This is a genomic window from Erythrobacter sp. S227, assembly GCF_057364925.1.
On sequence record NZ_CP200280.1, the window covers coordinates 1,772,630 to 1,795,196 of the forward strand.

The window sequence follows — 22,567 nt, forward strand, 5'->3', positions numbered from 1 at the left end:
CCGGGATAACAAGAACGCTTGCCTACCAAGAGAGGGCATTACGCTTTTTAAAGCGCCGCAGGAACAGCCACCTGGTCCACCAGCGCTTCATCTTTCGAAGTCCTCGATAATGACTCCACCGGCCACCAACACGAAGCTCTCGCTTGACATCTTCAACTTCTATCGGATGTAAACGCCCAAAGCTATCTTCAAGCGCGAACAAACGCCACGGATCGAAGTGGACTTTCTCATCTTCGGGGTCGGTTTGGTTCCTTTCGAGGGCATCCACACCAAGTGGATGGATTGTCACGCACTGACCCGGATCGATTTTGGCAGGGAACTTCCGGTCCTCTAGCCCAACTACATCAGCGGGTTCGTCATGGATTCCCATCGAAAACCAACTTCGCTCGCCGATAGCTCTGAAGCCTAACAATATGATCGGAGTAAAACCGACGTTACAGATCAAAATCCGAATTTGCCGCATCTCTCCGAGGTGGGGTACATTTTGGAATGTAATCGCTGAGACATAGAAGCGTAACCTAGGGCGATCTCGCCATGTACGCCACACCTCTCGGCCAAATGCGAGGGTGGCTAAAACAGTGGCTATGATCGAAAGATAGAGTTCCATCTTAGCTCAACAAGTGCGTCGCGCCCTATGCCCTTACTCCGCCGCGTCCTCCGGCAAGTACAGCTCGCGGCCTTTCTCATCATAGAGTTTGGACATCTCCTCCATCCCCTTGATCGCGGCCTGCCTGCTGGCCTCGGCGGTTTCTGCGCCCAGTTTCTCGGCTGCAAGGAAGCTTTCGGGGCTTTCGTTTTGCTTGGCGGCGAAGTCGCGGACCTCTTGGCTGATCTGCATCGAGCAGAACTTGGGCCCGCACATGGAGCAGAAGTGGGCGGTTTTGGCGCCCTCTGCGGGGAGCGTTTGGTCGTGGAATTCTTCCGCCGTTTCGGGGTCGAGGGAGAGGTTGAACTGGTCACGCCAGCGGAATTCGAAACGCGCTTTTGACAGGGCATCATCGCGCACCTTTGCCGCCGGGTGGCCCTTGGCGATGTCGGCTGCGTGGGCGGCGAGTTTGTAGGTGACTACGCCAACCTTCACATCGTCGCGGTCGGGGAGGCCCAAGTGCTCCTTGGGCGTCACGTAACAAAGCATGGCGGTGCCGTACCAACCGATTTGGGCTGCCCCAATGCCGCTGGTGATGTGGTCGTATCCGGGCGCAATGTCGGTGACGAGCGGGCCCAAGGTGTAGAAAGGCGCCTCGCCGCAGACCTGCAGCTGCTTTTCCATATTCTCTTTGATCTTGTGCATGGGCACGTGGCCCGGCCCCTCGATCATGACCTGAACGTCCTGTTCCCACGCGCGGTGGGTGAGCTCTCCCAATGTGTAGAGTTCGGAGAATTGCGCCTCGTCATTGGCATCTGCGATGGAGCCCGGACGCAGGCCATCGCCCAGCGAATAGGCGATGTCATAGGCTTTCATGATCTCGGTGATGTCGTCGAAATGCTCGTAGAGGAAGCTTTCCTTGTGGTGCGCGAGGCACCATTTCGCCATGATCGATCCGCCGCGTGATACGATGCCGGTGACGCGCTTTGCGGCCATGGGCACATAGGCGAGGCGAACGCCCGCGTGGATAGTGAAATAGTCGACGCCTTGCTCAGCCTGTTCGATCAAAGTGTCGCGGAAGATGTCCCAGGTGAGGTCTTCGGCAACCCCGCCCACTTTCTCGAGCGCTTGGTAGATCGGCACGGTGCCAACCGGCACGGCAGAGTTGCGGATGATCCATTCGCGGGTGTCGTGGATGTTGCGCCCCGTGGAGAGGTCCATGATCGTATCCGCGCCCCAGCGGGTGGCCCAGACCATCTTGTCGACTTCGGTCGCGACATCAGAGGCAACGGCGGAATTGCCGATATTGGCGTTGATCTTAACAAGGAAATTGCGCCCGATTGCCATGGGCTCTGATTCCGGGTGGTTGATGTTGTTGGGGATGATCGCGCGGCCACGGGCAACCTCATCGCGGACAAACTCCGGCGTGATCACATCGGGGATTTGCGCGCCCCAGCTCTCGCCATCACGCCTGAAATCAGCGGCAAGCTCGCGGCCAAGGTTCTCGCGCTCGGCGACATATTCCATCTCCGGCGTGATGATGCCTTTGCGCGCGTAGTGCATTTGGCTGACGTTGTGGCCGGCTTTGGCGCGTAGGGGACGCTTCACCACATTGGGGAATTGCGGGACGCCGCCTGAACGGTCCGGGCCAAGCTGGCCGTTGTCCTCGGGCTTTACTTCGCGCCCGTCATATTCCTCGACATCGCCGCGTGCGTTGATCCAGTCGGAGCGAAGGCCGGGAAGCCCTGCGTTAATGTCGATATTGGCGTCAGCGTCGGTGTAGGGACCGGAGGTGTCGTAGACGCGTACCGATGGCTCATCCCCCTCAAGGTCGATTTCACGCATGGCGACGCGAATGCCAGAACCCGTGCGCGCGCCGACATAAACCTTGCGGCTGCCCCGAATGGGTCCGGTGGTGACTCCGATTTCGACGGGTGAGTTGATGTCGGCCATGTTTGCTCGCTCCTAAAGGCGGAATGCGAGCGTGTGGTCAAAGCCATGCCCGCTCCCTCCGCCTGTGTTAACAGGTTCAGGTTCAACGGGTCGGACGGTGCTTACTCGTCCCTCTCAGCGCATAAAGCTACGCTCCCCGGGGATGGGGACGTCATAGGCCTAGTGACCGGATGAGTCCATCACTCTTCAGCCGGAAGAGTGAACAAACACACCGCCAGCAGCACCGTCGCCAGAACGCCGCTTGCGCCCGATGGCATCAAGCCGCCGCCGCTCGTGGACATAGACAGGCCAAAACCCATCACCACCGCATTGGAGAACAATGCAATGGCTCCGGCAAGAAAGGTCAGACCGCCGAGCACTTTGGAGCCCTGATTGAGTTTCGCCATGCCGAACACCAGTGCGGCAAGGCCGAGCAAGACCTTGGCCGCGTTATAGCCGAAGAAGGAATAGGCCACGACCGATCCGGCCAGCGGGGCCACATCAGGCGCAGCCTCGGCGACCTCGCGAAACGGGCCAAACTGGGTAAGGCCAATGCCGACTTGCACCACGTTCAGCACAGCAGCGGCGGTGATTGCCGACCAGGCCAGATGGTGACGTTTGGCCTGTACCAGAGCGGATCCGGCGAGAGCCGCCATTAGGACGAACAAAAGCGACTCAAACGACCAGATCGGGCTGCGATTAACCTCGGGGGCAGCGACATAAAGCACGGTGTAGACGCCTTGCGAAATGGCTGCGAGCAAGAGCAGCACGCCTGTGAGTTTGACCGTCCGGTCGAATGTCATTTCCATGGATTGATAGTCCCCTGTTTGAAAGCCTTCTCGCGGCTATTCGATCCGCGATCAAGCACGGTTACACTTCGTTCTTGAGAACGGCACCTTTGGGAGCGGCGAAACGTTCGAATGGGGATGACACGGCGCGCCATGCCGTGCACATGAACAAACGAGAGAGACAAGAGAGGACAAACACACCATGGCTACGATTTCGCCTGCCGAAAGAGCCATAGCCCCCTTCGATGTAAGCGATGAAACGCTCTATGTGGAAGATTCATGGCGGGACAAATTTGCAAAGCTTCGCGATGAAATGCCGGTCAGCTATTGCCCCGAAAGCCCCTTTGGCCCCTATTGGTCGGTGGTCACGCATGATATGGTGAGCGCGGTTGAGCTGGATTGGGAAACCTACTCAAGCTCTTATAAAAACGGTAATATTGTCATTGCGGACCCGCCACCCGAAAGCAATCTGCCCAATTTCATCGCCGCTGATCCGCCCACGCATACAGAGCAGCGCAAGGTTATCACCCCCGCTTTCTCCCCCAGCCAGATGCGCACCCGCGAGCAGCAGGTGGTGGACCTTTGCACGAGAGTATTCGATGAGCTGCCGCAAGGCGAAACCTTTGATTGGGTGGACCGCGTCTCTATCCCGCTCACTATGGGGATGCTGTGCATTTTGTTTGATATCCCGCTCGAAGAACGCCCGCAGATGAAGCTGTGGTCGGATTATGCGGGCGGGGTTTCCTCGGACAATCTCAATGACGAATGGCGCGCCGAATGGATGCAGCATATGCAGGCGATGCTTGCCCGGTTTGACCAATTGTTTGACGCACGGCGCGGAGAAGAGCCCGCCGATGATCTGATCAGTCGCATGGTGCATTCCGATGCCATGGGGAATATGAACCCGTTTGAGCGGTTGGCGAATATCGCGCTGCTGATCGTGGGCGGCAATGACACGACGCGCAATTCGATGAGCGGGCTCGTCGCGGCCTTAAACGATTTTCCGGGCGAGCTGGACAAGCTCCACGGTGACCCCGAGCTGATCCCCAATGCCGCGCAAGAGATCATCCGCTGGCAATCCCCTGTGCTCCACATGCGGCGCACGGCCATGGCTGATACCGAGCTTGGCGGGCAGCACATCGCCAAGGGGGACAAGGTCGTCATGTGGTATATCTCTGCCAACCGGGATGAAGCGGTTTTCGAGAGCGCGGACCGCTTTGATGTGGCGCGAAAGAATGCGCGGCGGCATCTGGCCTTTGGACACGGCGTCCACCGCTGTGTCGGTGCTCGGCTGGCAGAAATCCAGATTGGTACGGTGATCACCCAGATTGTTGAGCGCAGCTGGCGCATTGTGCAAGACGGGCCCGTGGAACGCGTCAAAAGCCCGTTCCTGCGCGCCTTTAACACAATGCCCGTGCGGATTGAGAAACGAAGCTAAACAGGACCCGATATGCCGTTCAAAATGACCGAGATGGTGGGATGCGAATTCCCGCTTTTTGCCTTTAGCCATTGCCGCGATGTTGTTGCCGCTGCGTCGCGCGCGGGTGGTTTTGGCGTGCTGGGCGCGGTTTCTTACACGCCTGAACAGTTGGAGCATGAGCTCAGATGGATTGACGATCATGTCGAGGGCAAACCTTACGGCGTCGATGTTCTGATCCCCGAAGTGCAGGCGGTCGACAAATCCATCACCGCCGATGCCATCATCGCACAAATCCCCGGCGAATATCGCGATTTCGCGCGCCAAATCCTGCGCGATGCGGGGGTGAGCGAGGAGGCCGGGAGCCCTCAAGGTGGCAATCAGGCACCCAACACATCACTGGGGCAGGAACTGCTTGAGGTCAGCTTCAATCACCCGGTGCGCCTGATCGCCAATGCGCTTGGCACGGCTCCCCCTGAGATGATTGCGGCTGGCAAAAAACACGGCATTCCCGTGGCGGCTTTGGTGGGGGCAAAGGAACACGCTCTCAAGCAGGTTGAGGCGGGCGTCGATATCATCGTTGCCCAAGGCGGCGAAGGCGGCGGGCATTGCGGCGATGTGTCTACGGTTGTGCTGATCCCCGAAGTGGTGCGCGCGATCAAAGAGGCCGGTGCAGATATTCCCGTGCTGGCAGCGGGCGGGATTATGACCGGCGAACAGATGGCCGGCATGATGGCTATGGGCGCAGCGGGTGCATGGTGCGGAAGCGTGTGGCTCGCCTCACCAGAAGCGGAGACAACCCAAGTCTTCCGCGAGAAGATGATTGCCGCAGGGTCACGTGACACCATCCGCTCCAAACACCGCACCGGCAAATTCTCGCGCCAGTTGAAAAGCGAATGGCACGAACGCTGGGAAAGCGCAGGCCTGCCTGCCCTGCCCATGCCATTGATGAGCCTGCTTGCAGAGCCCGTACTGCGCGCGATTGATCAGGCCGCTGTTGGCGGCAACCCTCAGGCACAAGCGCTCTCCAGCTATTGGGTCGGCCAAGGGCTAGGCCTTGTGCAAGACAGCCGCGGTGTCGGCACCATCGTGCAGGACTTCAAAGCAGGCTTTGCCCGCGGGTTTGAAGGGCTTGCCGAAGCGGTGGAGTAGCGGCAATAAGATGACCATGCGTAATTCGATCAAGACCTTAATCCTTGCAGCCCTTGCCCTTTTTCACGGAGCTCTGCTTGCGCAAGATACCACCGATGAGGATCCTCACAGGGCCCTCGCGCTTGCTTACTCTTCAGATGAAATTGCAGTCCTTCGGTTCGAGCAGGACATGAAGATTAGTCTCTTTGCTGGCCTCAAGCAGATTCCCGAAATCGCTCAGCTGGAAAAGGATTGCCCCGGCTATTTAGTCGGCATTGGCAAAGCCATGAGGCCGGCGCTTTTTGAAGGGCATATGGAAAGCAATGCCTGGTTCCAAAATCAGTTGGAATCACTATTCCGCGCAAATCTCAGCAAAGAGGATGCAGCCCAGGGAGCACTTTTTTACGGTTCCCAGCAGGGGCAAAACCTGCTCGCCCACGCAATCGCCAGCATGTCCGGTGAAAACACAGTCGCAGAGATGGTGGAAGAGATAGAGGCCGAAAAGCCAATATCGGCCGAGGCTTTCAATGCAGATCAAGATGCCGCGGCGCGCCGAATGCTGGAAACGATGACCCCTGAACAGATGGCCGCGCTCAACGCGGAGTTGAGCGGCGCAGAATGGTTTCCGCGCTTCTTCGCCATCATTCCCGAAGTGCGGACGTTAGGGCTTCAAATGCTGAACCGTGAGTTCTCACCTGAAATCGAGGCGAAATTGGATGCGGTCGCAGAGGGTTTCAGCAACTCGCATGTGAATGCCTGTGAGGCCTACCAATAAGAGTCTTCCGTAGAAATCTCGCTATTCAATAACCCGCCCGCGCACCATCACGAAGTCCACGTCTTCCAGCACGGTCACATCGGCCAGCGGATTGCCATCGACTGCGATAATGTCGGCAGAAAAGCCTGCTTTGATCTGACCGATCTCGTCTTCAAGGCCTAGCACGCCTGCGGCCACGGTTGTGGCGCTCGCCAAAGCCTGCTGGTTGCTCATTCCGCCCTTCACCATCAGGGCAAATTCGCCTGCGTTCTCGCCGTGGGGAAAGACGCCTGCATCGGTGCCAAAGGCAATCGGTACATCGTATTCAATCGCGCGCTCGATAATGCTGTCGGCATAGGCCGCCACCACGCGGATTTTTTCCTCGACGATCGGAGTGTAAACACCATTGCCAAGTCCGCCTTTGATACCTTCAAACGCCATCAATGTCGGCACCAGATAGGTGCCGCTTTCCTTCATTGCGCGCGCTGCGTCTTCGTCGATATAGGTGCCATGTTCGATGGTCTGAACGCCTGCTCGTGCGGCATCTTCGATCCCGCGTGCACCGTGGGCGTGGGCTGCGACATTGAGGCCAAGGCTTTGCGCGGTTTCAACGATAGAGACCATTTCCGCATTGCTGAAATGCGCCTCAAGCCCGCGCCCTTGTTGTGACAGAACGCCGCCGGTTGCGGTGATCTTGATGAGGTCAGCACCATATTGCGAGGCCTGCCGCACTTTCTGAGCGCATTCGACAGGGCCGGTGCAAGCAAAGCCGCTGGCCAATTGTTCGTTCACATTGCGGGTAAAGCCAGAGACATCGCCATGCCCGCCCACGATAGAGATTGTGCGCCCAGCAGCGACAACCCGTGGGCCAGGCACAATCCCTTCGGCCGTTGCGCGGCGAAGGGACTGTGTGGCTTGATCGGTGCGGCTGCCAAGATCGCGCACGGTGGTAAAGCCTGCGAGCGCGGTGATGCGCGCGTTTTTGGCCGCGATCAGGGTCGAATACTCAGGCGGCGTGGTGGCTGCGCGCCAGAACTCGCCCGATGGATCACCCGACAAATGGACGTGAAGGTCAATCAGGCCGGGAAGGACGGTCTTGTCTGACAGGTCGATCTGTTCGGTGCCCCGCGCCTCCCACTCGGCCACGGGTGCCGCGCCGGGCTCGTAAATCGACTGGATTTTGCCATCAACCACCACGATCACTTTGGGGCCTGTGGGCTCGCTGTCTGCGTCGGTGATGACGCTGCCTGCATAGATCAGCGTGTCAGCTGCCGCCGGCGTTGCCATCAATGCCAAGGCGGAGACGGCGCTCGCGCACAAGCTACGCAGCGGGTTGAATTTTTTCATGGTTGAGGCCCCTTTGTCGTTCTCTCTCGCGCCAGTGATGGAACGCAAGGGACCGTCTGGCAAGGGGTCAGGCTTTAGAAAGTATAGGCAACCCCGATGCCGCCAAACAATTGGTTGGGCGTGCCGCGAACCGCTGTGAAAGGCGTGTCGGCTGCATCACCCACAAGGCGCGAATAACCGACAATTCCATAGACGCCAAAACCGCCGTTCAAGGCGTTACCGTCCAGATCATAAGTGCCAATTGCGGTGAGACCGAGCGATTCAATCCCCCCGTCTGCGGCAAATTGCGCGAGCCCTGTCGCCGCGCTTTGCGCAGGCGTCACCGTGTAATAATAGTCGGCATAGCTATCATCAACGATTGCAGCGCTTGCGCTCAGTTGCAGACTGGCTGCGCGGCCGATGGGCGTGAAATAGCCGACGCTTGGGCTAATAATCATCCCGCTATGCGCGCCCAGCACATCCCACGTAACTTGGCCCGAGACACTGATCCGGTCGCCCTTGTTGAACACTTCGGGAAAGCTCACTCCTGCATTCGCGCCCACTTCCAATGCGGTGTCGAGCGGTTCGGCGAGTTCGACCACGTCATCCTGAATCTGGTTGGCGCGGTCATTGCGGAAACGGAAGGAGGGGCCAAAGGAAAAAGAGGGTCTCTTCGAGCCTGTCGGAGGGCCAGCGGGCGGATCTTCGGAAAGGAGATTGAGCGAAAAGCCGGGGCCATTGGGGCTGATCCCGATACCGCCCACGCGCCCGACCACCAGTGGAAGCGGGAACAGGCGATAATCGTCTGAGCCCGAATAACTGGGCACTAGCCCCACGCCAATGCCAACAGTTGCCCATGTTTCGTCGAACACGGGTTTTTCAAAGGGCGGTCGTTCCCCGCCAGCTCCCGTTGCAACTCCGGGCGGTGGGCCAGCCTGCCCTTGCGGCGCCTCACTATCTAAGGCCGCGCTTTCTGAAGGCTCCCCTTCATTCGCGGCAAGCGGGCTTGCGATCGTGCCAACCAATGCAATTGCTGCAAATTTTCGATATGTTTGACCTGATCGCATGGGTAAGCTCCGTTTCTGCCCACACAACAGCTTGGGTGTGATGGGGTTCCCCGGATACAGCGAGCGGCCTTTACCTATGATTTACCCGGGGCTGTACTTAAGCGCCGCCCGCGCCCGCTGCCTGCCACTGCGCAATGGCATCAATCGGGAACAGCAGCATGATAACCGTCAGCGTCAACCCGTCGCGCACCACATATGCCGCCAGCACCTCAAGCACGATTGCACCAACAATCGTCACTTTCACCGGCAATCGCATGGCAAGGTAAAAGCCAAAAGCCATCCAGCCGATATCGGCAAAGGAATTGAGCACACTATCACCCGAATACCCCCAATTGGCGGTGACAGAGCGGAAACGGTCGATCACCATCGGTGTGTTTTCCAGAACTTCCCAAGCGGCCTCAAGGAACACGGCCAGCGGCAGACCCCAGCGAACCGCATTCTCGCCGCCAATCTTCCATTTGGCGAACAACAGCCACCCAAACGCATAGAATAGCGGCCCGTGGATGATGTGGCTGGGGGTGTACCAATCGGCGATATGCTGGCTGTTGCCCATCGAATTGATGTCGCCATGCCACAGCTTCACATATCCGCATTCACAGATCGGCGGGCGGTTCATGCCAAGCAGAATGCCAACGGTCGCAAGAGCGATAACGATGGAGACGATAATAGTCATGCGGGTCGGTTTGAGTAATGCCATGCGCAAAATCCTGAATCAAAAGCGGTAAACGCGCAAGAGTATTCGCGGAATACCCACTGTAACGTTGCCCCCACACGGCGTGTGTCCTAGGGCCTTTACGCAGATGAGCGACTCACAAATGGATTGCGTCATAGTTGGCGGCGGACTTGCAGGCGGATTGATTGCGCTTGCGCTTCAGCGTGCGCGGCCCGAATTTCGCATCCGCGTGATCGAGGCAGGGCGCACCATCGGCGGCAATCATCGCTGGAGCTGGTTTGACAGCGATTTGTCCGAAGATGGTCGCTCGCTCCTGGCCGCCTTTCGCCAGACCGATTGGGAAGGGGGATACGAGGTCCGCTTTCCCAAATACCGCCGCAAGCTGAAGACCGCCTATCGCTCCATGGCGTCGACCGATTTTCACGAAGGGCTTTTGCGCGCTCTGCCCGAAGGATCGGTGATCCTGGGGCGCAAAGCGGTGAGTTTGGACGCGCGCGGCGTCGACTTGGCGCCGTCGCAATATGGCCCCGCGAGCCGCATCAACGCGCGCAGTGTCATCGACTGCCGCAGCTTCAAACCAAGCGCGCACCTTAAAGGCGGCTGGCAGGTGTTTCTTGGCCGACATATGCGGCTGCAAGAACCGCACGGGGTGGAAGATCCGGTCATCATGGACGCAACAGTCGATCAGCTTGCGCCCCACGGCAATGGCGGTTCATACCGGTTCGTCTATGTCCTTCCTTTGGGAAGCCACGATGTCTTTATCGAAGACACTTATTATGCCGATGACCCGTTGCTTGACCGCAATGCCTTGTCGGGCCGGATTGACCAATATGCCCGCGCCAACGGTTGGGAGAACGGCACACCCGTTCATCACGAAGCAGGCGTTTTGCCGGTCCTGACGGGCGGCGATTTTGCCGCCTATCAAAGCGAAGTGCGCATTCCCGGCGTTGCCATTGCGGGCGCGCGCGGCGGGTTCACTCACCCGCTGACCAGCTACACCATGTGCGTCGCGGTCGAAAACGCCCTTGCCATTGCCGAGCAACCTGACCTTTCGGGCGAGCAATTGGCGGCCTTTTTTGATGCACGCGCGCGGCGACATTGGGCAAAGACGGGATACTACCGGCTGCTTGCGCGTTTCTTGTTCTTCGCGGCCAAGCCGGAGAAGCGCGTAAAGGTGTTCCAACGCTTTTACGGACTTCGCGAAGGATTGATCGAGCGGTTTTATGCCGCGCGGTCCAACACTTTCGACAAGGTCCGCGTCCTGTGGGGTGAGCCCCCCGTAGCTATACACTCGGCCATCATGGCCATGTTCAAGTCAGGCCCAGCGCTCAAATCGGAGAAGTCTGATCGGGGTACAAAGCAGGCCGCGCTTGACGATGAATTACAAACGGAGAAATAGGCCATGAACGCCGATCCCACTCTCGATTTCTCACCTGCCGCAACCGGTGAGCGCGGCATCAATCCGGTCATTGCCGAAAAATATGCCGGCAAAACCGCCTGTGTGATCGGTTCAGGCTTTGGCGGCATGGCCTTGGCTTTGCGCCTGCAATCGCATGGAATCGCCACCACCGTGGTCGAAGCGCGCGACAAGCCGGGTGGCCGGGCGTACTTTTGGGAAAAGGACGGCTTCACCTTTGACGCTGGCCCCACGGTCATCACCGACCCTCCGTGTTTGAAAGAACTGTGGGAGCTGACCGGCCACGACATTTCCGAAGATGTCGAGCTGATGAAGGTCCACCCCTTCTACCGCCTCAACTGGCCCGACGGCACCAACTTCGATTATTCGAACGTTGACGATGAACTGAACGCCGAAATTGCCAAGCTGAACCCCGACGATGTGATCGGCTATCAGCGTTTCCTCGAATATTCGGCCCGCGTACACGAAGAAGGCTATGTGAAGCTGGGCACCGTGCCCTTCCTCGATTTCAAGAGCATGCTCAAAGCCGCCCCCGCCCTCGTCAAAGAGCGCGCATGGCGCAGCGTTTACGACATGGTTTCAAGCTACATCAAGGATGAGCGGCTGCGCGAAGCGTTCAGCTTCCACACGCTGCTTGTCGGTGGCTCGCCGATGAAGACCAGCGCGATTTATGCGCTGATCCACAAGCTTGAAAAAGACGGCGGTGTTTGGTGGGCGCGCGGCGGGACAAACCGTCTCATCGCCGGAATGGTGCGCCATTTTGAACGCCTCGGCGGCACAATGCGCGTGGGCGATCCCGTGGTGCAGGTCCACACTCAAGGCACCAAGGCAACAGAAGTCGAGACCAAGTCAGGCTGGAAACAGCGCTTTGACGCGGTCTGCTCGAATGCTGACATTATGCATTCCTACAAGGAACTGCTTGGCAATTCCGACCGGGGCAAAAAACAGGCAAAGTCACTCGCTCGCAAAAGCTACAGCCCGTCGCTCTTCGTCGTGCACTTCGGGCTTGAGGGCACTTGGCCGGGCATCGCCCACCACATGATCCTCTTCGGCCCGCGCTACAAAGGGCTGGTTGACGACATCTATAAACACGGCGTTCTGCCGCAGGATTTCTCGATCTATCTCCACCACCCGACCGTCACCGACCCAAGCATGGCGCCCAAGGGCATGAGCACTTTCTACGCGCTCGTCCCCGTCGCTCATATGGGCAAGATGCCGATCGACTGGGAGGTCGAAGGACCCAAGTTTGAAAAGGCGATCTTGGACGAGATCGGCCGCCGCCTGATCCCGGACATCCACGACCGGATCGTGACCAAATTCTCCTACGCCCCCACTGACTTTCAAAGCGACCTCAACGCCCATATGGGCAGCGCGTTCAGCCTAGAGCCCGTGCTGTGGCAAAGCGCCTATATGCGCGGCCACAACCGCGACGATGTGATCGACAACTTCTATCTCGTGGGCGCTGGTACGCACCCGGGCGCTGGCATTCCGGGCGTTGTCGGAAGTGCAAAGGCAACCGCCGGGCTGATGCTTGAAGATTTGGCGGTGAAAGCGGGCGCGTGATTGCATTTCTCGCTCCGCTTTTTCTCAGCCTTGTTACAGCGCCTCTTCCCCCATCCAAGTTGGTGGGCGAAGAGCATGCCCACGATTGGGTGCTGATCGAACACGAGGAAAAGCGGCGCGAGGAAGCCATCTGGCTCGACCGCAGCGCGACCCCTGACTACCAAGCGGGTGACACCACCTTCCCAACTGTGCTTATGCGCGGCGCGGAAAAGGGTCTTGTCGGCGAAATCTTTTATGCCGACATCCTTGTGGCGGTCGATTGTGATACGCCTGCGATCGCAATGGTCGCAGTCAACACCCCTGACCTTGAAGGATTTCCTGCTGATGAAGAAAATCCAAGGCTAGGCAAATTCGAGCCACCAAGCCAAAACGAACGCGATAAAAGAACGCAGACCGCAGTTTTTCAGCATGTTTGCGGCCCGCAATGGAGCTATGAATACCAACAATGAAACGCCTCGCTGTCTACTGCGGCTCGGCCACGCCCGAAGACCCGCGCTATATGGAACTCGCCACGCAAGTGGGCAAAGCCCTCGCCGAACGGGGCATCGGCACCGTTTATGGCGGCGGGCGGCTGGGCCTTATGGGCGCGGTTGCCAAGGGCGCGCTTGATGCGGGCGGCGAGGTGATCGGGGTGATCCCCGAAGCGCTCGCCAATTCCGAAGTTGCCAATCACGATTGCAATGAACTCATCACCGTTTCGGGCATGCATGAACGCAAACAGCGCTTCACCGACCTCTCCGATGGGTTCGTAACCCTGCCCGGCGGCGTTGGCACCATGGACGAATTGTGGGAGGCGATGAGCTGGGCTCAGCTTGGCTATCACTCAGACCCCGTTGGCCTCCTCAACGCTTTTGGCTTTTATGATGAGCTCATCGCTTTCAATCAAAAAATGTCCGATGTCGGCTTTGTACGACCGGTGCACTCCGGCATCCTTGTGCACGCGCAAACAATCGATGATCTGATCGAAAAAATGAAAGCTTACGAACCCCACACTCCGATCTTTCGGATGAAGGCCGACGACCTCTAGGGCGCGCAAAGAATGTCAGTCGACCCTGAAAGACGCGCTGAATTGGTCGCCCATGCAAGGGCAACGATCAAACACGGCTCGCAAAGCTTCTCTGCCGCATCGCAATTGTTCGACAGCAAAACGCGAGAGCGCGCGTGGCTGCTCTATGCCTGGTGCCGCCAATGCGATGATATTGCCGACAATCAAGTGCTTGGCGGGGAACTGGGCGACCAATCCGATTTGAACGAGCGGCTTGCCCACATCCGCCGCCTCACCGCTTTGGCGTTTGAGGGCAAGCCCACCGGCGACCCGGCGTTCGACGCGCTGGGCGTGGTGGCCGAGGAATGCGGGCTCACCCCCGCCATGGCCGAGGACGTGATCGCCGGTTTCGCGCTCGATGCCGATGATTGGAGGCCACGTTCAGAGGCCGATATGATGCGCTATTGCTACCACGTAGCGGGCGCCGTCGGCGTGATGATGGCGGTGGTAATGGGTGTTGACCCCGAGGATCAGGACACGCTCGACCGCGCCAACGATCTGGGGCTAGCCTTTCAGCTGTCCAACATCGCCCGCGATATCGTTGAGGATGATGCCGCTGGCCGCTGTTATCTCCCCATCAACTGGCTGGTCGAACAGGATATTGAGCCGGGCCAACACACCAAACCCCACCACCGCGAGGAGCTAGCCGAAATGGCCGCGCGCCTTGTGGAACTGGTTGAGAAACACGAAGCTGCCGCCCGAGTGGGCGCAGAACGCCTCCCCTTCCGCAGCCGCTGGGCCGTGCTTGCCGCCGCGCGCATCTATGGTGCGATTGGCCGTAAGGTGCGCGACCGCGGCACCGAGGCATGGAACAGCCGCACCTTTGTGCCGCGCTGGGAAAAAGCGCTCTACGGCATGCGCGCCTTCCTCTCCGCTGCGATCAACCGCGAGAAGCATCCCGACGGGGAGATCACCTGGGGCATCAAGGATTTTCGGCCCGTGTGATCGCACCGCCGTCAAAGACACAAAAACGTCATCCTGAACTCGTTTCAGGATAACCCTTTCAGACTTGTGCCACGCCTCAATGGTTATCCCGGATCAAGTCCGGGATGACGAGCAAAGGGACCTGTTCCCATTGTAATAAAGTTGCGCTAGTCCTTTCGCCCATGAGAGGACTTCTGACATTCGCCGCCGCGCCGTTCCTATTGGGGGCCACACCCGCCCTTGCCGACGATCACCAATCTGAAGCGGAAAACGCGGTAAAGCTGGCTGTAAACGGCTTTATGAACGCAATCTCCAGCGACGATAAAACCGACATTGCCGACCATATGATCCCGCAAGCGATGATTTTCGTCCACAACAGGATGGACCCTGACAACCCGCGCGTCGATCACCTGCCGGTTGCCACTCACCTCGAAAACTGGGCCAAGCGCGATGCGCGCTATATCGAGGACATGGGGTTTACCAGTGTGCTTGTTGACGGCGATATGGCGCACGCATGGGGCCCTTATTCCTTTTGGGTGAATTACGGGCTTTCCCATTGCGGGATCAATTCGCTCAGCCTTGTGCGCACTGGCGAGGGCTGGAAGATTGCCAACACGAGCTTCACGATGGAGCGCCCGAGCGAGTGCGAAAGGCTTGGCGTTCCGGGCTTTCCCGTGGAAGAAATCAGAGACGACCAGTAATGATCAAAAAACTCCTTATCGCCAACCGGGGCGAGATTGCCTGCCGGATTATGCGCACCTGCCGCGAGATGGGCATTGCGACGGTTGCGGTCTATTCCGACGCCGACGCCAAGGCGCTGCATACGCGCACGGCCGACGAGGCGGTGCATATTGGCCCCTCGCCAGCCGCTGAAAGCTACCTTGTGGGCGCAAAGATCATCTTTGCCGCCAAGGAGACCGGCGCTGAGGCGATCCATCCGGGCTATGGCTTCCTTTCAGAGAATGCAGACTTTGCGAGGAGCGTGATTGAGGCGGGGCTCATCTGGGTTGGGCCGAAGCCTGAGAGCATTGAGGCAATGGGCCTCAAGGACGCCGCCAAAGAGCGCATGATTGCCGCCGGCGTGCCGGTGACGCCCGGATATCTCGGCGAGGACCAATCGCTTGAGCGCCTCTCTGCAGAAGCAGAGAAAATCGGCTACCCCGTACTGATCAAGGCCGTTGCAGGCGGCGGTGGTAAGGGGATGCGCAAGGTTGATGACCCTGCCGATTTCGCGGCCTCCCTCGAAAGCTGCCAGCGCGAAGCCAAGGCGAGCTTTAGCAATGATGAGGTGCTGCTGGAGAAGTGGATCACCTCCCCCCGCCATATTGAGGTGCAGGTCTTCGGCGACAGCCACGGCAATGTCGTCCACCTGTTCGAGCGCGACTGCTCGCTCCAACGCCGCCACCAAAAGGTGATCGAAGAGGCCCCTGCTCCCGGCATGGACGAGGCCACCCGCGCGGAAATCTGCGCCGCCGCCGTGCGCGCTGCCAAAGCGGTGGACTATGAGGGCGCGGGCACCATCGAATTCATCGCCGACGCGTCTGAGGGCCTGCGGGCCGACCGCATCTTCTTTATGGAGATGAACACCAGGCTTCAGGTTGAACACCCCGTCACCGAAGAGATCACCGGCGTGGACTTGGTCGAGTGGCAACTGCGCGTGGCAAGCGGTGAGCCAATCCCGCTGAAGCAGGATGAGCTCTCCATCAACGGGTGGGCGATTGAGGCGCGGCTCTATGCGGAAGACCCCGCGAAGGGCTTTTTGCCGAGCACGGGGCGATTGGAGCATCTCATAATTCCGCAGCCAACGGGCGTAAACGCACGTGTTGATTTCGGAATTACCGACCAATCTGAAATCTCTCCGTTTTATGATCCAATGATCGCCAAACTCATTGCTCATGCAGATGAGCGCGAAACGGCCATTGCTGACTTGGCGGACATGTGTGCGGGGACTGAGGTTTGGCCTATCAAAACCAATGCAGGTTTTTTGATGCGGGCGCTCGATCATCAGGGTTTCATCAATGGTGAATTAACCACCGCATTTATCGAGAAGTACGAAGAGCAGTTGCTCGATAACTCCAGAGTGATGAGCTCGCTTAAGCTCGAAGCAGCAGCCGCGCTTATTGCTTCGCAAATGACGGCCACTGGAACCATCTATGGTTCTATCGCAAATGAGCGGCGTTTCGCTCAATCGGTCTGGAGAGCAAAGCCGGGAATTAGATTAAATGCGGAACCGAAAACATCGGTAGCCTTCTCGTTCAATGGACAGCCCCATGAGATTGTCGAACAGGCGCATGATTGGGAAACCCGCTACGTTTCAAGCGAAATAACGCAAGATGGCCTCGTCGTTTTTGATTACGGCGAGGCTGCGTTGGCCAAGGTTCGTGTGGACGGGGGAGCGACCGCTTCAGCCGCCGACGGTGCTATCCTCGCGCCCATGCCGGGCAAGGTCATCGCTGTCGACGTGGCCGAGGGGGACCAAGTCACCGCTGGGCAGCGGCTGATGGTCTTGGAGGCGATGAAGATGGAGCACGCGCTCACCGCGCCCTTTGATGGGACTGTGACGGGCCTCACGGCCTCGACAGGCGGGCAGGTGCAGGTCGAGGCGGTGCTTTGTGTGGTGGAGCCGTCGAAAGCGGATGAGGGCTCATGATCCTCCCCGATCCGGGGAGGTCGCAGCGCGAAGCGCTGACGGAGGGGTACTACCTGCACGTGCCGACGTCGCGCTTGCGGTACGTACCCCTCCACCACCCTGCGGGCGGTCCCCCTCCCCATGCTGGGGAGGACTGATGACCTGGGAAAAAGAACTCGAAGAATTGCGCCACCGCCAGCGCCACGCCGAGGAAATGGGCGGAGCAGACAAAGTCGCGCGCCAGCATTCTCGCGGCAAGATGGATGCGCGCGCTCGGCTTGATGCGATCTGCGACCCCGGTTCCTTCCGCGAGATCGGCAAGATCGCGGGCAAGGGCCATTATGACGAGAATGGCGACCTACAAGGCGTCACCCCCGCCCCCTTCCTCTTCGGCAAGGCGACGGTAAACGGCCGGCCCGTAGTCGCCACCGCAGACGACTTCACCATTCGCGGGGGCGCGGCGGACGCTGGCATCAAGCGCAAGATGGTGCAGGCCGAGCAGATGGCGCATGAGCTAAAGCTCCCCATCATCAAGATGATCGACGGCACCGGCGGCGGGGGCTCCGTCAAAACGCTTGAGCAAATCGGCGCCACTTACATTCCCGCGGTTCCGGGATGGGGCGATACGGTCAAGAACTTGGACACGGTGCCCGTGGTCGCTCTGGCGCTTGGCCCAACCGCTGGCCTTGGCGCGGCGCGGATTGCGGCAAGCCATTATTCGATCATGGTGCGCGGGCTCTCTCAATTGTTCGCAGCGGGCCCTGCGGTGGTCGATGGTTTGGGCGAGGCTTACAAAAGCGCCGAAGATCACCAACAGGCCAAGGAAGAGCTTGGCGGTGTCGACATCCATACCCGCAACGGCGTGGTCGATGATGAGGTGGCGAGCGAAGCGGAAGCCTTTGCAAGGGCGCGCTATTTCCTCTCCTTTATGCCGGAGCATGTAGGCCAGCACGCCCGCCGCACCGCGCCCACCGACCCCATTGACCGGCGCGAGGAAGCGCTGCTCAGCCTCGTCCCGCGCGATCCCAAACAAGTCTATTCCATGCGCCGCGCGATGGACTTGATCCTCGATACAGGCACTGTGTTCGAGATCGGCAAGAATTGGGGCCGCGCGGCAATCACGGCACTCGCGCGCCTCGATGGCTGGCCCGTTGCCGTTGTGGCGAGCGACCCCAGCTACCTTGGCGGATCATGGGAGGCGAAAACGAGCGAAAAGGTCGAGCGCTTCGTCAAACTCGCCGATCAATTCCGCCTGCCGATAGTGCATCTGGTCGACAACCCCGGCTTCATGATCGGGCGCGAGGCGGAGATGGCGGGGACGATCCGATATGGCGTCCAAGCGATGAACGCGATCTACCGCGCCACCGTGCCGCTGGCGAGCGTGGTCATGCGCCGCGCCTATGGCATTGCGGGCAGCGCGATGAGCAATGCGGATCTGTATCAATATCGCTATTGCTGGCCGTCGGGCGATTGGGGGAGCCTGCCCATCGCCGGCGGTTTGGAAGTCGCCTATAAGTCGGAAATCGCCGCGTCCGATGACCCAGAAGCCGAGCTTGAGAAGATCAAAGAGCGCCTAAACAAAGTCACCAGCCCTTTCCGCTCGGCAGAACTCTTCAACGTCGAGGATATCATCGACCCGCGCGACACGCGGCCACTGCTGTGCGAATTTGCGGATCTGGCTTGGCGAAGGCTTAAAGCTGACGGCTAAGCGTTAGGCCTCAAGCGTTAGGGCGTGTGAACAGCTTGCCCTTCTCGCTGAAGAGAACAAAGCAAACCGTCGTTAACGAGCACACGACCATCGCGGTAGCGAGCGGGAAAGCGGTGCCGTCATAATATGCGCCGATCACTGCGCCCAAAGCGCCGCCTGCGGTCATGCGCAAAGCGGTGTGGATCGAGCTTGCCGCCCCTGCGATATGGTAGAACGGCTGCATTGCGATGGAGCCGAAATTCGCGCCGACGAAACCCAGCATCGCCATGTTGACGCTCAAAAGCGGAAGGAATTCCCACAAGGTCTGTTGCCCGTCGCTCGCTGACCACATCTGAAGGCTGGCCGATATGATGAAGGCGAAAAGCGCAGTCTGGCTCACCCGCCGCGCGCCGAACCGTTCAACGATGCGCGAATTGAGGAAGTTGGCGAGCACCATGCCCAGCACACAGCCGCCAAAGATGATGGCAAAGTAATCGCCCATGCCAAAGCTCTCGGCGATCAATTGCTGCGAGGAATTGAGGAAGCCGAACAGCGATCCGAACACAAGGGCAGAGCCGATCACATATCCGATAGCACTACGGTTGGAGAGCGCCTCAGCCATGTTGCGTGCGATAGTGCCCGGACGGATGGTTTGCGCGTTTTCAGGGGCCAATGTCTCGGGCATGCGGAAATAGGCCCAGGCCCCGACGCCAATGCCCATGAATGCCATAAAGCCGAAAATCGCCTTCCACCCGGCCACCATTTGGATCAATTGCCCGATTGCAGGCGCGATAAGGGGCACGACCAGAAAGGTCATCATGATAAGGCTCATCAGCTTTGCCATCTGGTCGCCGCCCACGCGGTCCCGCACGATGGCTGCGGGAAGCACGCTGAGGCCCGCAGTGCACAGCCCTTGGGTAAAACGCATCACCAAAAGGCTCTGAAAATCAGGCACAAACATGCAGGCAAGCGAGAAGCCGATATAGGTCGCAAGCGAGATAAACAGGATGGGCCGGCGTCCAAACCGGTCTGCCAATGCGCCCGGGAAAAGCGCCCCGATCCCTGCGCCAAGGAAATAGATCCCGATCACAAGCTGGCGGTCATTGCCTTGCGCTGACAGATCGCGCGCAATATCGCCAAGCGCTGGCAACATCGCGTCAATGCCAAACGCCTGAAGGCTCATCAGCATCGCCATAAGCACGATCAATTCGCGCTGTCCCAGCGGCTTTTGCTCAGGATTTAGAGGAATGGACGCAGACATCATGCGGCTTTGCACGTTAGCGTTAAGATTGGCCACAAATTGTTGCGCATGCGAACAAAATGGGTGGGCCTGCGCATGGTTCCAGCGCGGCATTGCCCTCGCACTTTCTTCGGGCGCGGAAAGTCACTAGTTTGACGCCGATGGCTGACGATGCGCGAAACGAAGACGAATTGCCCGATGAGACAGCTGGTCTGCGCAAGATTATCCATGTCGATATGGACGCGTTTTTTGCGAGCGTAGAGCAGCGGGACAATCCGGAATTGCGCGGCAAACCTGTCGCAGTGGGCGGCTCTGGCGGGCGCGGCGTTGTGGCGGCGGCGAGCTATGAGGCGAGGCGGTTCGGTGTGCGCAGCGCGATGCCATCGGTGACGGCCAAGCGGCTGTGCCCGGACCTCATTTTCGTGCGCCACCGGTTCGACGCGTATAAAGAGGCCAGCCGGACCATCCGTGCAATCTTTGAGCATCACACGCCGCATGTGGAGCCGCTTAGCCTTGATGAGGCGTATCTGGATGTGACCGAGGATAGGCTTGGCATTGGGTCTGCCACCCGCATTGCGGAACTCATCCGGCAAGAGATCCGGGCGAAGACCAGACTCACCGCGAGCGCTGGTATCTCCTACAACAAATTTCTCGCCAAGATTGCGAGCGATCAGAACAAGCCCGATGGCATGTGTGTGATCCGGCCTGGTGAAGGTGCGGACTTTGTCGCGGGCCTTCCCATTCGCCGCTTTCACGGCGTCGGGCCAAAGGCCGAGGAGAAGATGAAGCGGCTCGGGATTGAAACGGGCGGAGATTTGGCGACCAAGGATATCGCGTTTTTGCGCGCAAACTTCGGGAGCTTTGCCGACTATCTCTACCGCGCGGCACGGGGCATCGACCTGCGCCCGGTTCGCGCGCATCGGGTCCGCAAATCCGTTGGCGGGGAACGCACCTTTAGCGAAGACATCTCCAGCGGCAGCATGCTTCGCGAGACGCTGGAAAATACGATCGACTATGTCTGGGAGAGTATTGAGCGCACCAAAGCGCGCGGGCGCACTGTGACGCTCAAAGTCAAGTTCAACGACTTCAAAAACATGACGCGCTCCAAATCCGTCACCCACTGGATCGAGACCAAAGAGGAATGGGCAAGGCTCGCCCGCGAGCTTTTGGAAGAGGCGCTTCCCCTCCCCATGCCGATCCGCTTGATGGGATTGACGCTTTCAAACCTCGATCACGGCGAGGATGAGAGCCCCAAGGAAGACAGCGCTCAGCTTTCCTTGTTGTGAGACGCCTTGTAATCGCGCCAGATCGCCAAGCGCTTCGGCACGTTGCGGGTGAGCAATTCTGGCAGAGCATCGGCTGCAAAAAATCGCGCCTCCAGAATTTCCCGTCCGTCAGGCTTGGGGTCTTGCGACACCTGAACTGTGAAGATGTGCGAGCTGTGCGGAGAGCCTGAAAGCGTCTCTTTCAAGACACCCAGCGGCTTCAAGTCCTTCACCTCAAGGCCGACTTCTTCGCGAAGCTCGCGCCGCGCACAGTCAGCTGCATCCTCGCCCGCCGCCATACCGCCACCGGGAAGTCCCCAGGCTTTCGGGCCATAGGAGTGCTTTAAAAGCATCACCTCACCCGCCTCATTGGTGACGATCACACTGATCCCGGAAATCGGAGTTTTGCGCCATTTGCGCCAGCGATGGCGGACCTTGTGCGCGGCTTGCAAAGCCGAACGGTGCAGCTTTGGCGGCAATACCGCCCCAGCGGCCTTCTCCATCAGGTGAAGCATGTGACCTGCTGGTTCGCCGCCCCTAACAGGCGTGCAATGGGCAGGTCGTGCTCGCCTGCCATAGCCGCGTTAATTACGCTCAGTTTATCGTCGCCTCTGATCACAAACATAATTGCCTCGCTGTTCAACAACGCGGGGATCGTTAAAGTGATCCGGTCAAAGGGCGCTTCGGGTGGCAGCGGGTCCGGCGTGAGGCGGCGCATGACCTTTGCGTCATCCACTTGCGGATCAGTGTTCGGGAAAAGCGAGGCTATATGCCCATCGCCGCCCATACCCATCCAGCACAGCGTGAAATGCGGTGGTACAGCGTCCTCGCTAAGCGTTGCTACACTCGCTCCGACAGGCTCGAAAAGCTTGCGGATTTTGCCTGTGTTGGACGCTTCGTGGTCCTCTGGCACAATCCGGTCATCACCCGGCCACACCGCGATGCGCGACCAATCAAGAGGCGCCTTTACCAACTCTTCGAATATCGGAAACGGGGTCGAGCCGCCTGGCACGCTAATCGCGATCTCGCCGTCTGATGCGGCTAGAGCAGCGCTCAGCCTAACCGCAATCCACTGCGCGATATCGCTGGCGCTTTGGCCGCCAAGTAAGGTCACATTGTCCAT

At 59.1% G+C, this 22,567-nt stretch carries 21 protein-coding genes and 1 riboswitch; of the genes, 12 read left to right on the forward strand and 9 right to left on the reverse strand.

Features of this window, described 5'->3' with window-relative positions:
- Positions 1-22 precede the first annotated feature (22 nt).
- From AC0V6Q_RS08320 to AC0V6Q_RS08330, 3 genes are all read right to left on the reverse strand, one after another.
- A complete protein-coding gene (locus AC0V6Q_RS08320; protein WP_486167926.1) occupies positions 23-607 on the reverse strand; it encodes a hypothetical protein in 585 nt (194 codons plus the stop codon).
- 33 nt (positions 608-640) lie between these two features.
- Positions 641-2,539 carry a phosphomethylpyrimidine synthase ThiC gene (gene thiC, locus AC0V6Q_RS08325; protein ID WP_486167927.1) on the reverse strand — a complete coding sequence of 633 codons (1,899 nt, stop codon included), beginning with the start codon at positions 2,537-2,539 and terminating at the stop codon, positions 641-643.
- Between the two features lie 36 nt (positions 2,540-2,575).
- Positions 2,576-2,688, reverse strand: a riboswitch (TPP riboswitch).
- 30 nt (positions 2,689-2,718) lie between these two features.
- On the reverse strand, positions 2,719-3,327 hold the full coding sequence (locus AC0V6Q_RS08330; RefSeq protein ID WP_486167928.1) for a thiamine biosynthesis protein ThiC: 609 nt from the start codon (positions 3,325-3,327) through the stop codon (positions 2,719-2,721).
- A 181-nt stretch (positions 3,328-3,508) separates the two neighbouring features.
- Between AC0V6Q_RS08330 and AC0V6Q_RS08335 the strand changes: the two genes are divergently transcribed.
- The 3 genes from AC0V6Q_RS08335 to AC0V6Q_RS08345 are packed head-to-tail and all read left to right on the forward strand — an operon-like array spanning position 3,509 to position 6,629.
- Positions 3,509-4,744: a cytochrome P450 gene (locus AC0V6Q_RS08335; RefSeq protein WP_486167929.1), complete on the forward strand. Its 1,236-nt coding sequence runs from the start codon at positions 3,509-3,511 to the stop codon at positions 4,742-4,744.
- Positions 4,745-4,756: 12 nt separating this feature from the next.
- A complete protein-coding gene (locus AC0V6Q_RS08340; RefSeq protein ID WP_486167930.1) occupies positions 4,757-5,875 on the forward strand; it encodes an NAD(P)H-dependent flavin oxidoreductase in 1,119 nt (372 codons plus the stop codon).
- A gap of 10 nt (positions 5,876-5,885) precedes the next feature.
- Positions 5,886-6,629 (forward strand): hypothetical protein, encoded by a 744-nt coding sequence (locus AC0V6Q_RS08345; RefSeq protein ID WP_486167931.1) that lies wholly within the window; start codon positions 5,886-5,888, stop codon positions 6,627-6,629.
- 21 nt (positions 6,630-6,650) lie between these two features.
- On the opposite strand, the gene AC0V6Q_RS08350 is transcribed toward AC0V6Q_RS08345, so the two are convergent.
- The 3 genes from AC0V6Q_RS08350 to AC0V6Q_RS08360 all read right to left on the reverse strand — a co-directional run bounded on the left by AC0V6Q_RS08350 (position 6,651) and on the right by AC0V6Q_RS08360 (position 9,698).
- Complete coding sequence (locus tag AC0V6Q_RS08350) at positions 6,651-7,955, reverse strand: metal-dependent hydrolase family protein (protein WP_486167932.1); 1,305 nt, start codon at positions 7,953-7,955, stop codon at positions 6,651-6,653.
- 74 nt (positions 7,956-8,029) lie between these two features.
- Positions 8,030-9,001, reverse strand: a complete 972-nt coding sequence (locus AC0V6Q_RS08355; protein ID WP_486167933.1) for a MipA/OmpV family protein — start codon at positions 8,999-9,001, stop codon at positions 8,030-8,032.
- Between the two features lie 97 nt (positions 9,002-9,098).
- On the reverse strand, positions 9,099-9,698 hold the full coding sequence (locus AC0V6Q_RS08360) for a DUF2585 family protein (RefSeq protein WP_486167934.1): 600 nt from the start codon (positions 9,696-9,698) through the stop codon (positions 9,099-9,101).
- A 103-nt stretch (positions 9,699-9,801) separates the two neighbouring features.
- Between AC0V6Q_RS08360 and crtY the strand changes: the two genes are divergently transcribed.
- From crtY to AC0V6Q_RS08400, 8 genes are all read left to right on the forward strand, one after another.
- Positions 9,802-11,073: a lycopene beta-cyclase CrtY gene (crtY, locus tag AC0V6Q_RS08365; RefSeq protein ID WP_486167935.1), complete on the forward strand. Its 1,272-nt coding sequence runs from the start codon at positions 9,802-9,804 to the stop codon at positions 11,071-11,073.
- A gap of 3 nt (positions 11,074-11,076) precedes the next feature.
- On the forward strand, positions 11,077-12,654 hold the full coding sequence (locus AC0V6Q_RS08370; RefSeq protein ID WP_486167936.1) for a phytoene desaturase: 1,578 nt from the start codon (positions 11,077-11,079) through the stop codon (positions 12,652-12,654).
- Positions 12,651-13,103, forward strand: a complete 453-nt coding sequence (locus AC0V6Q_RS08375; protein WP_486167937.1) for a hypothetical protein — start codon at positions 12,651-12,653, stop codon at positions 13,101-13,103. Before AC0V6Q_RS08370 ends, AC0V6Q_RS08375 begins: the two co-directional genes overlap by 4 nt.
- Positions 13,100-13,681, forward strand: coding sequence for an LOG family protein (locus AC0V6Q_RS08380; RefSeq protein ID WP_486167938.1), 582 nt, complete (start codon positions 13,100-13,102; stop codon positions 13,679-13,681). The genes AC0V6Q_RS08375 and AC0V6Q_RS08380 overlap by 4 nt, the downstream gene beginning before the upstream one ends.
- Before the next feature lie 12 nt (positions 13,682-13,693).
- Entirely contained in the window at positions 13,694-14,644 is a 951-nt protein-coding gene (locus AC0V6Q_RS08385) for a phytoene/squalene synthase family protein (RefSeq protein WP_486167939.1), read from the forward strand.
- Positions 14,645-14,805: 161 nt separating this feature from the next.
- Complete coding sequence (locus tag AC0V6Q_RS08390) at positions 14,806-15,324, forward strand: hypothetical protein (protein WP_486167940.1); 519 nt, start codon at positions 14,806-14,808, stop codon at positions 15,322-15,324.
- Positions 15,324-17,273 carry an acetyl/propionyl/methylcrotonyl-CoA carboxylase subunit alpha gene (locus AC0V6Q_RS08395; RefSeq protein WP_486167941.1) on the forward strand — a complete coding sequence of 650 codons (1,950 nt, stop codon included), beginning with the start codon at positions 15,324-15,326 and terminating at the stop codon, positions 17,271-17,273. The genes AC0V6Q_RS08390 and AC0V6Q_RS08395 overlap by 1 nt, the downstream gene beginning before the upstream one ends.
- A gap of 136 nt (positions 17,274-17,409) precedes the next feature.
- Entirely contained in the window at positions 17,410-18,960 is a 1,551-nt protein-coding gene (locus AC0V6Q_RS08400) for an acyl-CoA carboxylase subunit beta (RefSeq protein WP_486167942.1), read from the forward strand.
- 10 nt (positions 18,961-18,970) lie between these two features.
- On the opposite strand, the gene AC0V6Q_RS08405 is transcribed toward AC0V6Q_RS08400, so the two are convergent.
- Positions 18,971-20,236 (reverse strand): multidrug effflux MFS transporter, encoded by a 1,266-nt coding sequence (locus AC0V6Q_RS08405; RefSeq protein ID WP_486167943.1) that lies wholly within the window; start codon positions 20,234-20,236, stop codon positions 18,971-18,973.
- Between the two features lie 104 nt (positions 20,237-20,340).
- Between AC0V6Q_RS08405 and dinB the strand changes: the two genes are divergently transcribed.
- Entirely contained in the window at positions 20,341-21,465 is a 1,125-nt protein-coding gene (gene dinB / locus AC0V6Q_RS08410; protein ID WP_486167944.1) for a DNA polymerase IV, read from the forward strand.
- On the opposite strand, the gene AC0V6Q_RS08415 is transcribed toward dinB, so the two are convergent.
- A complete protein-coding gene (locus AC0V6Q_RS08415; RefSeq protein ID WP_486167945.1) occupies positions 21,447-21,959 on the reverse strand; it encodes an NUDIX domain-containing protein in 513 nt (170 codons plus the stop codon). The genes dinB and AC0V6Q_RS08415 overlap by 19 nt on opposite strands.
- The gene (locus AC0V6Q_RS08420; RefSeq protein WP_486169280.1) at positions 21,947-22,567 is read right to left on the reverse strand and encodes a 6-phosphogluconolactonase; all 621 of its coding nucleotides are present in this window, start codon (positions 22,565-22,567) and stop codon (positions 21,947-21,949) included. The genes AC0V6Q_RS08415 and AC0V6Q_RS08420 overlap by 13 nt, the downstream gene beginning before the upstream one ends.